General features: G+C 73.5%; 15 protein-coding genes and 1 pseudogene. 11 read left to right on the top strand and 5 right to left on the bottom strand.

The genetic code is table 11. The features are described 5' to 3' along the window. Together LQ51_RS06895 and LQ51_RS06890 are read left to right on the top strand one after the other, a co-directional pair. On the top strand, positions 1-894 hold the full coding sequence (locus tag LQ51_RS06895; protein ID WP_046563836.1) for an SDR family NAD(P)-dependent oxidoreductase: 894 nt from the start codon (positions 1-3) through the stop codon (positions 892-894). After that, positions 891-1751, top strand: a complete 861-nt coding sequence (locus LQ51_RS06890) for an alpha/beta fold hydrolase (RefSeq protein WP_231605499.1) — start codon at positions 891-893, stop codon at positions 1749-1751. The genes LQ51_RS06895 and LQ51_RS06890 overlap by 4 nt, the downstream gene beginning before the upstream one ends. Here LQ51_RS06890 and LQ51_RS06885 read toward each other — a convergent pair. Continuing rightward, positions 1708-2871 (bottom strand): low temperature requirement protein A, encoded by a 1164-nt coding sequence (locus LQ51_RS06885; RefSeq protein WP_231605489.1) that lies wholly within the window; start codon positions 2869-2871, stop codon positions 1708-1710. The two genes, LQ51_RS06890 and LQ51_RS06885, sit on opposite strands and share 44 nt — an antisense overlap. A gap of 339 nt (positions 2872-3210) precedes the next feature. On the opposite strand from LQ51_RS06885, the gene LQ51_RS06880 reads away from it, so the two are divergent. The 3 genes and pseudogenes from LQ51_RS06880 (at position 3211) to LQ51_RS33750 (ending at position 5478) form a co-directional block, all read left to right on the top strand. After that, positions 3211-3870 (top strand): GntR family transcriptional regulator, encoded by a 660-nt coding sequence (locus tag LQ51_RS06880; protein ID WP_046563834.1) that lies wholly within the window; start codon positions 3211-3213, stop codon positions 3868-3870. 242 nt (positions 3871-4112) lie between these two features. Continuing rightward, positions 4113-4991 (top strand): annotated as a pseudogene (locus tag LQ51_RS06875) (nitrate/nitrite transporter); the annotation flags it as partial. A gap of 103 nt (positions 4992-5094) precedes the next feature. Next, positions 5095-5478, top strand: coding sequence for a hypothetical protein (locus LQ51_RS33750; RefSeq protein WP_231605510.1), 384 nt, complete (start codon positions 5095-5097; stop codon positions 5476-5478). Positions 5479-5724: 246 nt separating this feature from the next. On the opposite strand, the gene LQ51_RS06870 is transcribed toward LQ51_RS33750, so the two are convergent. After that, positions 5725-6144: a hypothetical protein gene (locus tag LQ51_RS06870; protein ID WP_046563854.1), complete on the bottom strand. Its 420-nt coding sequence runs from the start codon at positions 6142-6144 to the stop codon at positions 5725-5727. 135 nt (positions 6145-6279) lie between these two features. On the opposite strand from LQ51_RS06870, the gene LQ51_RS06865 reads away from it, so the two are divergent. Next, positions 6280-7368, top strand: coding sequence for an S-(hydroxymethyl)mycothiol dehydrogenase (locus tag LQ51_RS06865; RefSeq protein WP_046563833.1), 1089 nt, complete (start codon positions 6280-6282; stop codon positions 7366-7368). Beyond that, complete coding sequence (locus tag LQ51_RS06860) at positions 7365-7994, top strand: MBL fold metallo-hydrolase (protein WP_046563832.1); 630 nt, start codon at positions 7365-7367, stop codon at positions 7992-7994. Before LQ51_RS06865 ends, LQ51_RS06860 begins: the two co-directional genes overlap by 4 nt. A 21-nt stretch (positions 7995-8015) precedes the next feature. Here the strand turns inward: LQ51_RS06860 and tsaA are convergent, their stop codons facing one another. Continuing rightward, positions 8016-8426 carry a tRNA (N6-threonylcarbamoyladenosine(37)-N6)-methyltransferase TrmO gene (tsaA, locus tag LQ51_RS06855; RefSeq protein WP_046563831.1) on the bottom strand — a complete coding sequence of 137 codons (411 nt, stop codon included), beginning with the start codon at positions 8424-8426 and terminating at the stop codon, positions 8016-8018. 262 nt (positions 8427-8688) lie between these two features. Between tsaA and LQ51_RS06850 the strand changes: the two genes are divergently transcribed. The 3 genes from LQ51_RS06850 to LQ51_RS06840 all read left to right on the top strand — a co-directional run bounded on the left by LQ51_RS06850 (position 8689) and on the right by LQ51_RS06840 (position 12782). Further along, positions 8689-9780 (top strand): DUF3626 domain-containing protein, encoded by a 1092-nt coding sequence (locus LQ51_RS06850; RefSeq protein ID WP_082159303.1) that lies wholly within the window; start codon positions 8689-8691, stop codon positions 9778-9780. A gap of 388 nt (positions 9781-10168) precedes the next feature. Next, on the top strand, positions 10169-10927 hold the full coding sequence (locus LQ51_RS06845) for a hypothetical protein (protein WP_046563830.1): 759 nt from the start codon (positions 10169-10171) through the stop codon (positions 10925-10927). Positions 10928-12200: 1273 nt separating this feature from the next. Further along, entirely contained in the window at positions 12201-12782 is a 582-nt protein-coding gene (locus LQ51_RS06840) for a hypothetical protein (RefSeq protein ID WP_046563829.1), read from the top strand. Between the two features lie 129 nt (positions 12783-12911). Here the strand turns inward: LQ51_RS06840 and LQ51_RS06835 are convergent, their stop codons facing one another. Together LQ51_RS06835 and LQ51_RS06830 are read right to left on the bottom strand one after the other, a co-directional pair. After that, complete coding sequence (locus tag LQ51_RS06835) at positions 12912-13748, bottom strand: undecaprenyl-diphosphate phosphatase (protein ID WP_046563828.1); 837 nt, start codon at positions 13746-13748, stop codon at positions 12912-12914. Further along, positions 13745-14797 (bottom strand): LLM class F420-dependent oxidoreductase, encoded by a 1053-nt coding sequence (locus LQ51_RS06830; protein WP_046563827.1) that lies wholly within the window; start codon positions 14795-14797, stop codon positions 13745-13747. Before LQ51_RS06830 ends, LQ51_RS06835 begins: the two co-directional genes overlap by 4 nt. Before the next feature lie 166 nt (positions 14798-14963). On the opposite strand from LQ51_RS06830, the gene LQ51_RS06825 reads away from it, so the two are divergent. Continuing rightward, positions 14964-15315, top strand: a 352-nt coding sequence (locus LQ51_RS06825) for an aldo/keto reductase (RefSeq protein WP_046563826.1), incomplete at its 3' end; no start/stop codon positions are given.

The following is a 15315-nucleotide window of genomic DNA, read 5'->3' as shown; positions in this document are numbered from 1 at the left end:
ATGCGTGATTTCGTCTTCCCCGGCGGCACCGCCGTGCTGACCGGCGCGGCCAGCGGCATCGGCGAGGCCCTGGCACACGGGCTGGCCCGGCGCGGCGCCGACCTGGTGCTGCTGGACCGGGACGCCGAGCGCCTCGAGGCGGTGGTCGCCGCGATCCGCGCCGCCCACCCCGACCGGCGGGTCGAGACCCACCTGGTCGACCTGGCCGACCCGGAAGCCACCGACCGGGTGGCCGGCGAGATCCACCGCGCGCACCCGCGGCTCCGGCTGCTGATCAACAACGCCGGCGTGGCCCTGGGCGGCCGGTTCGACCAGGTCACCCTGGACGAGTTCCTCTGGGTCATCGAGATCAACTTCCGGGCGGTGGTGCGGTTGACCCACGCCCTGCTGCCCGCGCTCAAGTCCGAGCCCGGCGCCCACCTGGTCAACGTGTCCAGCCTCTTCGGGCTGATCGCCCCCGCCGGCCAGGCCGCCTACTCGGCCAGCAAGTTCGCGGTGCGCGGCTTCACCGAGGCGCTGCGGCACGAACTGGTCGACGACGGCGTCGGGGTCACCTCCGTGCACCCCGGCGGCATCCGTACCCGGATCGCGGCCAGCGCGCGGGTCGGCAGCGGCGTCCCCCGCGCCGAGTACGAGGTCGGCCGCACGCAGTTCGAGAAGCTGCTCACCATCGACCCGGCGAAGGCCGCCGAGGTGATCCTGCGCGGCGTCGAACGCCGCCGCGGCCGGGTGCTGATCGGCTGGTCGGCGAAGCTGCCCGACCTGCTGGCCCGGCTCGCCCCCGCCTCGTACGGGAAGGTCCTGGCCCTGGGCATGCGGCCGAACCCGGCCCGGATGCCCGCCCCACGATCCGCGGCGGAGCCCGTCGCGCCGCGCACCGGAGAATCGGCATGAGTCTCGCCCCCGCCGACGAGCTGCACGTGGCCGGCCGCCGGATCCGCTGCCGGGTCTCCGGCGACGGCCCGCCGGTGCTGCTGCTGCACGGCATCGGCCGCACCATGGACGACTTCGCCGACCAGCACGAAGGCCTCGCTCGCGATCACCGGGTGGTCAGCGTCGACCTGCCCGGACATGGCGGCTCCGCCCCGCTGGACACCCCGCACACCCTGCCGGCCCTGGCCGCGGCGGCCGTCCAGGTGCTCGACGCCGCCGGCGTCACCGGGCCGGCCCACCTGGTCGGCAACTCCCTCGGTGGCGCGGTCGCGATGCGGCTCGCCGCCGACCGCCCGGAGCGGGCGGCCAGCCTGGTGCTGGTCAACAGCGCCGGCTTCGGCCGGGAGGTGACGTTCGCGCTGCGGCTGCTCGCCCTGCGCCCGCTGGCCCGGCTGCTGCTGCGGCGACCGCATCCGGGCATCGCCCGCCGCACCGAGCGGGCCATCTTCCACGACCCGGCGTACGTCACCGAGGCGCGGGTCGCCGCGGCCCTGGCCGTGGCCCGGGAACCGCACGCCGCCCGGGTCATGCTGGAGCTGGTCGGCAGCCTCGGCACCTGGCGCGGGGTGCGGCCGCAGTGGCGCCGGGAGCTGATCGACGCGGTCGCCGCGCTCGGCCTGCCCACCCTGGTGGTCTGGGGCGACCGGGACCGGATCCTGCCGGTGCGGCACCTGAGCAACGCCGGCCGGTACTTCCCGCAGGCGCAGACCCACCTCTTCCCCGACACCGGCCACATGCCGCATATCGAACGGGCCGCCGAGTTCGAGGCCCTGGTCAGGCAGTTCTGGTCGCGGTCCGGTGGCGCTCGACCAGCGTGACCGCCACCAGCACCACCAGCAGCCCGGCGATCACGTCGATCGGCGTGGGCAGCCACGGCGCCACCAGCACCAGTGCCGCCGCGGCGGGGAACAGCCCCCGCACCAGGCCACGCTTGGCCCGCAGCTGCAAGCCCCAGAGGGCGAGCAGGAAGACCGCGACCGGCACGGCGACCGCGTAGCCGGCCACCCGGCCGGAGACCGGCCCGGCACCCAGATCGCGGTCCACCGCCACGGCCAGCCCGGCACCCACCGCGGCGATCGAGCTGAACACGAAGTAATGGCCGTAGCCCCAGGCCAGGGCGCCTCCCACCGAGCGCGGTGGCAACGGGTCGGGCCGGTCGAAGTAGACCCACCAGATCGCAAAGACGATCACCGTGCCGGCGGCCGCCAGCGACCACAGCTCCTCGTTGCCGGCGTCCACCCCGCGCTGGATCGCCACCGACGTGGAGAGCACCACCTCGCCGAGCACGATCAGGGTGAACAACTGGTACCGCTCGGCGATGTGATGCGGGTGCCACGTGGTGCGCCCGCGCCGTTCACCCACCACCGGCACCAGCAGGTCGGCGACGACCAGCACCACGAACGCGGGCGTCAGCCAGGCGGCCGGCAGCAGGAGCCGGGCCAGCCAACCGGCCTGCACCACGGCCACGCCGGTCGCGAAGATCAGGGCGGTCGTCCGCCGCCGCGGGTCACCGGCGGCCGCCCGCAGCCAGTTCACCGTGGCGGCCAGCCGCATCACCACGTACCCGTAGGTGATCGTGGTGAAGTCGGCCTCGGCGAAGGCGCGGGGCACTCCGGCGGCGAGAATCAACGCGCCGGCGATCTGCACCAGGACGGTCAGCCGGTAGACGTCGTCGTCCGTGTCGTACGCGGAGGCGAACCAGGTGTAGTTCACCCAGGCCCACCAGATCGCGAAGAAGACGCTCAGATACGAGAAGAGACCGTGCCCGACGTGCCCTGCGGCGACGTCATGGTGCAGGCCCTCCGACGTCTGCGCCACCGCGACCACGAAGCACAGGTCGAAGAAGAGCTCCAGCGGGGTGGCCGGGCGGTGCTCCTCCTCGGGGCGGCGCGCCCGCATCGGCCGGTACCAGGCGCGGAACGGCGCGGTGCTGGTCAATCGGTGCTCCTCGCCGTGACCGGTCAGCTGTGCCCACGATATCCGCGCCCACCCGCCCCCGACGCAGGAAACCCTGCCCTCACCAGCCCTGGCGGCCGCCGCCGGACCAGCCCTGGCGGCCGCCGCCTGACCAGTCCTGGCGGCCGGCGCCGGCCATGATCGACTCCGTTTGCGGCAAACGGTGGTATCCGAGCCCTCGGTAGCCACGACATGCCGCAGCCGGTGCTGCCACCGTCCCCGGCCCTGGCCCGGCCAGCGGATCGGTGAGGTGGGGTGGGGTGGCTCACGGGAGCGGGGAGGGGCGGGAGGTGGTGAGGGCGTGGGATGCAGGATGGATACATGACGCATTCCAGGGGATCCGGGGTGGCGGCGCCGTCGGCCGCGGAGCGGGCGTACCAGCACCTGAAACGGTCCATCCTGGAGCAGGTCTACCCCGGCGGGCTGCTGATCAGCGAGGGGGAGGTGGCCGAGGCGGCGGGGGTCTCCCGCACCCCGGTCCGGGAGGCGCTGCTGCGTCTGGAGGCCGAGGGCCTGGTACGGCTCTACCCGAAGCGCGGGGCGCTGATCCGGCCGGTGTCGGCGCGCGAGATCGCCGACGTCATCGAGGCCCGCCGGCTGGTGGAACTGCACGCCGCCGAGCGGGTCTGGCCGCGCCGTGCCCGACTCCGCCCCGATCTGGCCCGCTGGCTCGACGAGATGCGCCGGGCCCACGCGGCAGGGGACGTGACCGCGCTGATGGCCGCCGACCGCGCGTTCCACGCCAGCGTGGTCGAGGCGGCCGGCAACGAGATCCTCGCCGAGCTCTACCACCGCCTGCGCGACCGGCAGATCCGGATGGGCGAGGCCGGTTTCCGGCTGTCGCCCGGTTGGGCCGAGGTGGTGCTGGCCGAGCATGCCGCCCAGCTCGCCGCGCTCGACGGCGATGACGTGCGGGCCTGGCTCGACGCGGTCGGCGCGCACATCGACAACGCCGCGACCGTGCTCCGGACGCTGCGGTGAGCCCCGCCCCGCCCTGCCGCCCCGGCTCTCCGGACCCGCGCCAGCAAGGAACACCGGCACCGGACCGCCCCGCCGACCCGGCCGCGGCGCGCCCGGGCGTGTCGGCGCCCGACCGCGGCGCCGAACTGGCCGTGGCGCGTCCGGGCGTGTCGACGCCCGACCGGGGCGCCGACCCGGCCTCAGCGCGCCCGGGCGTGTCGGCACCGGACCGCCCCGCCGACCCGGCCTCGGCGCGCCGGGGCATGTCGGCGCCCGACCGCCGCGCCGACCCGGACCGTCCTGGAACGCCGGCGCCCCGCCCTGCCGATCCGGCCCCGGGTCACCCCGGCAGGGCATCGCGGCGGCGGGCCGCCCTGGTCTTCGCCGTGGCGCTCGGCGCGTACGTGACGGCGGTGCTGCACCGCAGCTCGCTGGGGGTCACCGGGGTGGACGCCGCGGACCGCTTCCAGATCAACGCCGCCGCCCTGGCCACGTTCTCGGTCGCCCAGCTCGCCGTGTACGCGGCCATGCAGATCCCGGTCGGGGTGCTGCTCGACCGGTACGGCTCGCGCCGGCTGCTGCTCGCCGGCGGCGCGCTGATGGTCGCCGGCCAGTTGGTCTTCGCCGTGGCCACCGATGTGCGCCTGGCCGTGCTGGCCCGGGTGCTGGTCGGCCTGGGCGACGCGATGACCTTCATCAGCGTGCTGCGCATCGTGGCATTCTGGTTTCCCGGCCGGCGCAACCCGCTGCTGGTGCAGCTCACCGGCACCGTCGGGCAGCTCGGCGCGGTGCTCGGCGCCGTACCCCTGGTGGCGTTGCTGCACCACGCGGGCTGGACGCCGGCGTTCCTCACCGCCGCGGCGCTCGGCGCGACCGTGCTGCTGCTGGTGCTGGCCGCCGTGCGGGACACCCCGCACACCGAGCGGGCGCCCGCCGTCGCCGCCGACCTGGCGACGGTACGCAGGCAGCTCGGCGAGGCCTGGGCGCAGCCGGGCACCCGGCTGGGCCTGTGGACCCACTTCGTCACCCAGTTCTCCGGCTCGGTCTTTGCCCTGCTCTGGGGCTACCCGTTCCTGGTGCAGGGACAGGGCTTCTCGCCGACCGCGGCGGCGTCGCTGCTGACCGTGATGACCCTGGTGACGCTGGTCTGTGGGCCGGTGATCGCGCACCTCTGCGCCCGGCACCCGTTCCACCGCTCGGTGCTGGTCTTCGATCACCGCCGGGACCGCCGCAGTCTGGGCGGCGGTGCTGGCCTGGCCCGGCCGGGCACCGCACTGGCTGTTGGTGGCGCTGGTGGTGGTGCTGGCCGGCAACGGTCCCGGCTCGATGATCGGCTTCGACTACGCGCGCACCTTCAACCCGGTGCACCGCATCGGCAGCGCCAGCGGCATCGTCAACGTCGGCGGGTTCGTCGCCTCCATCCTGCTGATCCTCGCCGTCGGCGTGGTGCTCGACCTGGCTACCCCGGCCGGGCGGGACAGCCCACCGCTGGACGCGTTCCGCTGGGCGTTCGCCGTGCAGTACCTGCTCTGGGCGCTGGGCGCGGTGCAGGTGCTGCGCTACCGCAACGCCGCCCGCCGCCGGTACGCGGCCGAGCGGTCCGCTCTCGCCCTCGCCGCATCGACCTGAGCCGGCGCACCCGGCACCACAGCGCCGGCGCCGTACGCCCGGCCGGACCGTACGCCCGGCCGGACCGTACGCCCGGCCGGACCGTACGCCCGGCCCGGTGGCTGCGGCCCGCCGGCCACGCGACGCGGTGGTTGCGGTGTGCCGACCGCGCGACGCGGTGGCTGCGGCCCGCCGGCCACGCGGCGCGGTGGTTGCGGTGTGCCGGCCACGCCGACGCGGTGGCCGGCCGGCTGCTTGCGGCCCGGTTCAGCGGGTCAGGCGGCGGTGGGTGAGCGAGTCGAGCATCAGGGTCAGCCCGGCCGCGACGAGCCAGCTGTCCTTGGCCAGCCCGATGCCGGCCTGGCTGGGTTTGAGGCTGTTCCCCTCCCGCATGCCGGGCGTCTTGAGGTAGAGCTGCACCAGCCCCGCGCCGAACGCGGTCAGCGCCGCCCCGGCCAGCAGCGACGGCACGAACGGCGTGAGCAGCGCCGTGCCCAGGGCGATCTCCGACCGGGACAGCAGCTTGGCGAACCGGTCCGGCTCGAACTGCCGTAGCTGGGGAATCGCCCCGACGGCCATGCCGTGCATGCCGGCCGCGGCCTCGCCCTCCAGGCTGCGCTTGCTGAGCCCGGAATTCAGGATGAACGCGCCGATGGTCAGCCGTAGCGGCGCATGCGTCAACTTCATGATCACTCCCGTCGGTGCCGGAAACCGGGCCCCGCGTACCCGCCGACGCGGCGGATAACCGCCGGACAGCGGTGGGCCGCCACGGTGATCGGCGGTAGGTTCGCGGGAGGGGACGCCGACACAGCGGGAGGCAGCGTGAGCCAGCAGGTCCGGGGAGTCGTGTCGCGGCGCAAGGGCGCGCCGGTCGAGGTCACCACCATCGTGGTGCCCGATCCGGGGCCGGGCGAGGCGGTGGTGCGCGTCCAGTCCTGCGGGGTGTGCCACACCGACCTGCACTACCGCGAGGGCGGCATCAACGACGACTACCCGTTCCTGCTCGGTCACGAGGCCGCCGGCGTCGTCGAGCAGGTGGGGGAGGGCGTCACCGAGGTGGCGCCGGGCGATTTCGTGGTGCTCAACTGGCGGGCCGTGTGCGGGCAGTGCCGGGCCTGCCGCCGGGGCCGCCCCTGGTACTGCTTCAACACCCACAACGCGGCCCAGAAGATGACCCTCACCGACGGCACCGAGCTGAGCCCGGCGCTGGGCATCGGCGCGTTCGCCGAGAAGACCCTCGTGCACGCCGGTCAGTGCACGAAGGTCGACCCGTCCGCCCGCCCGGCTGCCGTCGGCCTGCTCGGCTGCGGCGTGATGGCCGGTCTCGGCGCGGCCATGAACACCGGCGGCGTGAGCCGCGGCGACTCGGTCGCGGTGATCGGCTGCGGCGGGGTCGGCGACGCGGCGGTGGCCGGTGCCGCCCTGGCCGGGGCGACCACGATCATCGCGGTGGACACCGACTCCCGCAAGCTCGGTTGGGCCCGGCGGTTCGGCGCCACGCACACCGTCAACGCCCGCGAGGAGGATCCGGTCGAGGCGATCCGCGCGGCCACCGGCGGCTTCGGCGCCGACGTGGTGATCGAGGCGGTGGGGCGGCCGGAGACCTGGAAGCAGGCCTTCTACGCCCGGGACCTGGCCGGCACCGTCGTGCTGGTCGGCGTACCCACCCCGGAGATGACCGTCGAGCTGCCGCTGCTGGACGTCTTCGGCCGCGGCGGTGCCCTGAAGTCCAGCTGGTACGGCGACTGCCTGCCCAGCCGCGACTTCCCGATGCTCACCGAGCTGTACCGGCAGGGCCGGCTCGACCTGGACGCCTTCGTCACCGAGGAGATCGCCCTGGACCAGGTCGAGGAGGCGTTCACCCGGATGCACCACGGCGACGTGCTCCGCTCGGTGGTGGTCTTCCCGTGACCGCCCGCGTCGACCACACGGTCACCTCCGGCACCTTCTCGCTGGACGGGCAGACCTTCGACGTCGACAACAACGTCTGGGTGGTCGGCGACGACGCCGAGTGCGTCGTCATCGACGCGCCGCACGATGTGGCGGCCATCCGCGCGGTGATCGGCGACCGCCGGGTGCGCGCGATCCTCGCCACCCACGCCCACGACGACCACGTCCGGGTCGCGCCCGAGCTGGCCCGGGCCACCGGCGCGCCGGTGCTGCTGCACCCCGCCGACCGGGTGCTGTGGGACCTGGTCCACCCGGACACCCCGCCCGACGGTGAGCTGGTCGACGGGCAGGCCGTCGAGGTCGCCGGCACGACCCTGCGGGTGCTGCACACTCCCGGCCACAGCCCGGGGGCGTGCAGCCTGTACGCCGCCGATCTCGGGGCGGTGTTCACCGGCGACACGCTCTTCGCCGGCGGTCCCGGTGCCACCGGGCGCTCCTACAGCGACTTCGACACCATCATCGCGTCGATCCGGACCCGGCTGCTCACCCTGCCGCCGCGGACCGTCGTCCACACCGGACACGGCGAGGACACCACGATCGGCGCGGAGGCCCCGCATCTCGACGACTGGCTGACCCGGGGGCACTGACCGGGGCCAGCGCGGCGACGCTCAGCGCTCGCCGTCGAGCACCGGCTTGAGATCGAGTACGGGAGTGCCGTCCACCGCCTCCAGGTCGGCCACCCGCACCCGGACGCCGTCGACCTCGAGGATCCGCACCCGGTGCAGGCCGACCGGGTTGGGTCGGTGCGGCGAGCGGGTGGCGAAGACCCCGGTGCGGGGGCGGGACTCGTCGCCGCGCGGATGGACCGCCAACACGTCCCGCCGGGCCCGGTCCAGCCAGGTCAGCACCAGCGCGTCCGCGCCGGGCCGCACCCCGTCCAGGGCCGGCGCGTACGCCTCGGCGAAGACCAGCCACGCCTCCGGCGCGCCTTCGTCGCCCTGCTTCGGCGCCGCCCCCGGATCGGTCAGCGGGGACTCGACCCGCCCGACCGGGTGCAGCGGATAGCGGTCGTCGCTCATCCGTCCTCCCGTCCGTCCTCACTGTACGCCGGCACCACGGCCGGACCGCCCGGCTCGGACCGGAGGCCAGATGCCGGCCCCGAGCCGACCGTCACCCCAGGGCAGTCGCTCAACGCCCGCCTCGACGCCCCGGCCGGGCTGCACCTCACCGTCTTCCCGGAACTGCGTACGCCGGAGGAGCGCGCCGCTCTCGACGGCTTCGGCACGGACGGTTGAGAAATCGGGTCGCCGTCGGACGTACGGCGCCGGGATACTCGCGCCCGTGCCCGACCCGCTGCTGACCCCGGCCCAGGCCGCCGCCCTGCACCACGTCCGCGGCGTCGCCCTGCGCGACCGGCCCGCCGCGCTCGCCGTGATCGCCGGGCATCTCGCCGGCGCAGGCACCACCTACCGCGCGGAGGAGGTGCTGGCGGCGGTGGCCCGGCACGGCCGGCTCACCCTCAACTTCCACCCGGACCGCCTGCTCGGCGACGGCCGCACGGTCGCCGAGGCGCTGGCCGGCGAGGGCGTCTACCGCAGCCAGTTCGAGACCGGCATCTCCAACGGTGGACTGACCGCCTTCCCCGGCGGCGACCGGGACCGCTGGGAGGAGAAGATGTTCGGTGGGGCGTACCAGCGGCCCGGCGTGCGGCCGGCCGAACGCCCGCGGTACGGCGGCCTCAACCTGCTGGACCATCCGGACGGCGCGTGCCCCCGGTTCGGCTCCTGCCACCTGCGGTTGCGCCCGGAGGTGCGGTCCCGGTCCACCTTCAGCTTCGGGGACAGCTACGCCGAGCCGACCGAATTCGGCACCCTCGAGGTGTTCGAGCCGGTGCTCGCGGCGCTGCTGACCGCCAGCGCCGGCACCGGGGCGAGCCTCGGCGTCACCGGCATGGACACCGGGACCCTGCTGCGTACGCTGCTGGCCCGTCGGGCCAGGACGTCCCGGGCGGCCGGGCGGGCGCTGGACGACTACATCGAGGCGCAGGTCCACGGCCCGGTGGACCTGGCCCGCGACGTCGAGGAACTTGTCGTGGACCCCTCGTTCCAGGGCACCGCCACCGGGCGGATCCTGGCCGGGACCGCACGGCGGCACGGCTTCCCGCTGCGCTGGCACCACGGCTTCCAACTGCCGGTCGACGGCATCGACGCGGAATTTCGTGGGCCGGCCATCCCGCCGCTGGCGGCCCGGGTGCACGCCGAGTTCGCCCGCCCGGGGGAGCCGGTGCACGCCGCGCTGCTCGGCCGCGCCGCCGCGTCGGTGGTCCGGGAGCCGCACCGCTGGGCGGACCGGGGAGGCCCCGAGGTGACCCTCCAGCACCTCAAGCAGCTCTGGCACGTCCTGGTCCGGTTCGGCACGCCGATGCCCGCCTGAGCGTCCCGGCCGTGCCGGTCTCCGCCTGACCGTCCCGGCCGTGCTGATCTCCGCCCGTCCTGGCTGGGCCGGCGCGCTTCTGGCCGGACCGGCTGCGCCGTCCGACCGCTATGAGCCTGGCTGGGGCCTGCCGACCCGCCTGACCGGCCGCTGGCTCGGTGGGCACGGGCTGTCCGGTGCCCGCTCTCCTGCGCGGGGAGGCGCGATCCGTCCGGATGCCCTCGTGACCTGGACCGCAGCTGGCGGCGGCACCGGCATTTCCGGAATGACCGACACGTCGAGCCGGTTGTGTCCCCAGTACCGCCGGCAGTCAAACCCCTACCCGCCGGTAGGTCCTTGAGGGGCGCTCACCCCGGAGCGCGTCGTGACGATCGAAAGGGCAACCATCGTGAAGCAGCACTTCAGTCGATGGCTCCCCGCCATCGCGAAGACCGCCGTCGCGAAGGCCGCCATCGCGAAGATCACCGTTGCGAAGACCGCCGTCGCGAAGTCCCCGAACCGCCGGGCTGCGCTGACCGTCGCGGGCGTGGCCGCCCTGGGCGGCCTGGCCTTCGGCCCCACTGCCGTCGCCGCGCCGGTCACCACCGGTCCGCACGCCGGTGCCGTGGCCGCGATCGACCTGGCCACCGGCAAGAAGTCGGGTACCGAGACGGTGAAGTCGGGCCTCACCACCGGCAGTGACAAGGTCCCTGCCAAGGCCAACCCGCCCGGCCGGGACAAGCTCATCCCGCGCGGCGTCGAGGGCGCCCAGTCGCGCATCCCGCTCGACGACGCTCAGCTCGCCAACGCCAAGGCCATCGTCAAGGCGGCCAAGGAGACCGGCGTGGGTGAACGGGGCGCCGTGATCGGCGTCGCCACCTCGCTGCAGGAGTCGAAGCTGTACAACCTGGGTCACCTGGGCGCGTACAACGACCACGACTCCGAGGGTCTGTTCCAGCAGCGCCCGTCGTCCGGTTGGGGCACGTCCGAGCAGATCACCGACCCGGACTACGCCTCGAAGGCGTTCTTCAACGCGCTGAAGAATGTGGGCGGCTGGCACGACCTGCCGCTGACCGCCGCGGCGCAGACCGTCCAGGTGTCCGCCTACCCCTACGCGTACGCGCAGTGGGAGGAGCAGGCGGCGGACATCGTCCAGCAGCTCTGGTAACCAGTTAGTTACCCGTTCCGGCCGGCCCCCGCCTCGGGGGCCGGCCGGTTCGGTGGTCCTGCCGCGCCAGGTCACTCCGATGATCCGTCGCCCCCGGCAGCTGGGTGCCGTTGTCGGTGCTCGTTCTTGATCCGTCGCCCTGCGGCATGTCGGTGGTTGCGGTTGGGGGTGGGCCCCGCCGTGCCCGGCTTCGGGCGGTCAGGCTCGATCCCTGCGCCGGTCACGGCGGGCCCCGATCCACGTCGTGGGATGGGCCCCTCGTCGACTCAATCACCCCGCGGCGAGGCGTCCACGATCTCCAACGCTCAGCGTCGACGACGGGCCGGCGCCCTCCGACTCTGGCTTGATCAACGCGGAATGCGGCAAAGCGGCCCTTCGACCGCAACTCACACCACGACCTGCCGCAATCGGAGTGGATCAACGAGAAATAACCGCCACCGGACCACCACAGTCTGAGGCCACGGCCCGGACATGCGACCCAAAACCGGCACGGCGTGCCGGGGTTCGCGGGCGGGCGCGGGGCGCCGGGAGTCCCGGGCGAGCTCGCCGCTCGCCGCTCGTGGCTCGTCGCTCGTGGCTCGTCGCTCGTGGCTCGTCGCTCGTGGCTCGTCGCTCGTGGCTCGTGGCTCGTCGCTCTTCGCTCGTCGCTCTTCGCTCGTCGCTCTTCGCTCGCCGCTCGTGGCTCCTCGCTCGTGGCTCGCGGCTTGCGGCTCCTCGCTCGTTGGTCGCCAGGGCTGCTGGGTTGCTGGGCGATGGTGAGTGGAACGCTGTGGGTGTCTCCGGGGTCCGGATACACCCATGGCGTTCCACCGACGGGGTGGTGGCCTGCGTGGGCTGGGCGGTTTGGTGCGGTCTGTCCGGTTCTCGGGGTGGTGGGCGGCACTCGGGCGGCGGAATGGTTGGCGGGGGCGGGTCGTTGTATCCGGGTGAACGGCCGAGCAAGAGCGCCCCGCCCCGGCGGGTGTGGGCCCCCGGGAATGATGGTGGGCCGCCGGTCGTTACACATGGTCCCGGCGCCGCGAAGAGGCCCCGCCCCGCGGCCCGGACGATCCCCCAAAGACTTCCCTTGGGGTGTGTGCGCCTACCGGCGCCGACAAATTGGCCGGGAAGCACCCGGTTCACCGCGTCGGTCCAAGCCCCGCAGAACTTCCCTGGGGTGGGCGCTGATGCCCCGAGGATTTCCCCCTTGTTGAGCGCCTGACGGTGCTTGCGCACGCGCTGGCCGACCCCCCCCCGTCGGTGGTGTGCGCCAACCCCCGAATGGAGCTTCACCATGAACACGATGCTGCGTAAGAGCGTGCTGGGTATTGCTGGTCTGGCTTTCACCGGTGGCGTGTTCGCCGGTCCGATCGCCGCCCACGCCAACCCGGCCGATGCCAAGCCGGTCGCGGTCGTGCAGGCCGACAAGCCGGACACCGGCAAGCTGATCCCGCACGGCGTGCAGGGCGCCCAGTCGCGTATCGACCTGACCGACGAGCAGACCGCCAACGCCAAGGCGATCATCGCCGCCACGAAGAAGGCCGGGCTGCCGGAGCGGGCCGCGGTGATCTCCATCGCCACCGCGCTGCAGGAGTCGAAGCTGGAGAACCTGGGCCACCTCGGCGACCGCAACGACCACGACTCGCTGGGCCTGTTCCAGCAGCGCCCCTCCAGTGGTTGGGGCACGCCGGAGCAGATCACCGACCCCGAGTACGCGACCCTGGCGTTCGAGAAGGGTCTGAAGCAGATCGACGGCTGGCAGGACATGCCGCTGACCGAGGCCGCCCAGACCGTGCAGGTGTCGGCCTACCCGGACGCCTACGCCCAGTGGGAGCAGCAGGCCGCCGACATCGTCGCCCACCACTGGAACAGCTGACCCACCGCACCAGCCACAAGCGCAGAACATGACCGCTGGCCGGCACCCGAACCAGGGTGCCGGCCAGCGGCGTCCCCACCGCGACAACGCCCACGACGAAGCCCACAACAAGCGCAAGCCGAGCACAACCTACGTAGCGCTGATCGTCCCCGTGAGGAGCAGGCAGAGGACCAGCGTGCCGAGCGCCACCCGGTAGAGCACGAACAGGTACAGCGTGTGATGGGCGACGTAGCGCAGCAGCCAGGCGATGGCCGCGTACCCGATGGCGAAGGCGATCACCGTGGCGACCACCATCTGCGCCACGCTCGGTGCCGCCGTGCCCGGCTCGGCCGGCTCGAAGACGTCGCCGAGGCTGAACACGCCGGAGAGCACCACCGCGGGGATCGCCAGCAGGAACGAGTACCGGGCCGCCGTCTCCCGGGTGAGGTTGAGCAGCAGGCCGAAGGTGAGCGTGCCGCCGGAGCGGGACACCCCGGGGATCAGCGCCATGGCCTGGGCGAAGCCCATCACGACGCCGTCACGCATCCGGAAGTTCTCCAGCGTGCGGGTCTGCCGGCCCCAGTATTCGGCGAAGGCCAGCACCAGGGCGAAGAAGATCAGCGTGAAGGAGATCAGATACAAATTCCGGGCGGTGTCCCGGATGGCGTCCTTGAACAGCAGGCCGAGGACGCCGATCGGGATGGTGCCGACGATGACGTACCAGCCCATCCGGTAGTCGAGGCTCGACCGGACGGAACGGTCGACCAGCCCGAGGCACCAGGTCCGGACGATCCGCCAGATGTCCTTGAAGAAGTAGATGAGCACGGCCGCCTCGGTGCCGAGCTGGGTCACCGCGGTGAACGACGCGCCGGCGTCCCGGCCGAAGAAGATCGCCGAGGTGATCCGGAGGTGTCCGGACGAGGAGACGGGCAGGAATTCCGTGAGCCCCTGGACGATGCCCAGGACGATGGCCTCGACCCAGGTCACTCGCCGACCCCGGAGAGTTCCAGCGCCTCGGCGACGGTACGCAGGGTCTGCACGCCGCTGTCCCGGTCGGCCACGAACAGCGACACGGACAGGGTGGTCACGCCGGCGGCGGCGTACTCCCGCATCCGGTCGGCGATGCGCTCCTTCGGCCCGAGCAGCGAGGTGCGGTCGATGAACTCCATCGGCACCGCGGCGGCGGCGTCGCGCTGCCGCTTGGCGAGGTAGAGGTCCTGTACCTCGCGGGCCTCGTCGCCGTAGCCCATCCGGGTGGCAAGCTGGTTGTAGAAGTTCTGCTGGCGGCTGCCCATCCCGCCCACGTAGAGGGCGGCGTACCAGCGGACCAGTTCGGCGCAGGTGGCGATGTCGTCGCCCACCACCACCGGCACGGACGGAACGATGTCGAAGCCGGCCAGCTCCTGGCCGGCCTTGGCCCGCCCGGCCCGGACGGAGGCGAGTTGCTCCTCGGCGAACTCGGGGGCGTAGAAGACCGCCAGCCACCCGTCGGCGATCTCGCCGGCCAGCTCCAGGTTCTTCGGGCCGACCGCGGCCAGGTAGATCGGGATGTGCTCGCGCGGCGGGTGGAAGCCGAGCCGCAGCGCCTTGCCCGGCCCGTCGGGCAGCGGCAGGGTGTAGTGCTCGCCGTCGTACGCGACCTGCTTGCGGGCGACCGCGAGCTTCACGATGTCGACGTACTCCCGGGTGCGGGCCAGGGGCTTGGCGAACCGGACGCCGTGCCAGCCCTCGGAGACCTGCGGGCCGGAGACGCCCAGGCCGAGCCGGAACCGGCCGCCGGAGAGCGCGTCGATGGTCGCCGCGGTCATCGCGGTCATCGCCGGGGTGCGGGCGGGGATCTGCATCACCGCTGCGCCCACGTCGATCCGCTCGGTCTGGCCGGCCATCCAGGCGAGCATGCTGGGCGAGTCGGAGCCGTAGGCCTCCGCGGCCCACACCACCGAGTAGCCGAGCCGGTCCGCCTCCTGGGCCAGGGCCAGGTGGTCGGCGGGTGTGCTCCACGCCGTCTGGTATCCGAGGCTGAGCCCGAGTCGCACTGGTCCTCCCACCGTCCGCACCACAGGTCGCATCAGGTTACGCAATGCCGATGGGACGGCCGACCACCGGCTCGCCTCGAACACGTCACACCGGCCGGAAGGTTGAGCAGGAAGTTGACTCCGGGCGAGGATATCCGTGACGCCGGCTTCCAAATAAGGTTCACGCATGCAACAGCGACCGCTCGGCCGAAGCGGGCTGGCGGTATCGCGGCTCGCGCTCGGCACCATGACCTGGGGACGGGACACCGATGCCGACGACGCGGCCGCCCAGCTGAAGAGCTACCTCGACGCGGGTGGAAACCTGATCGACACCGCCGACGTGTACGCCGACGGCGACGCCGAGTCGGTGATCGGCGCGCTGCTGGGCAGCCTGGTGCCCCGGGAAGAGCTGCTGATCGCGACGAAGGCGGGCCTGCGGCCGGGCAGCGGGCGCCGCCGGGACGGCTCGCGCGGGCACCTGCTGCGCACCCTGGAGGCGTCGCTGCGCCGGCTCGGCACCGACCACGTCGACCTGTGGC

This window comes from Micromonospora sp. HK10, assembly GCF_000982955.1.
Taxonomy (GTDB): Bacteria; Actinomycetota; Actinomycetes; order Mycobacteriales; family Micromonosporaceae; genus Micromonospora.
Note: the sequence above shows the minus strand (reverse complement) of the source record. Positions and strands in the feature narration are given on the sequence as shown.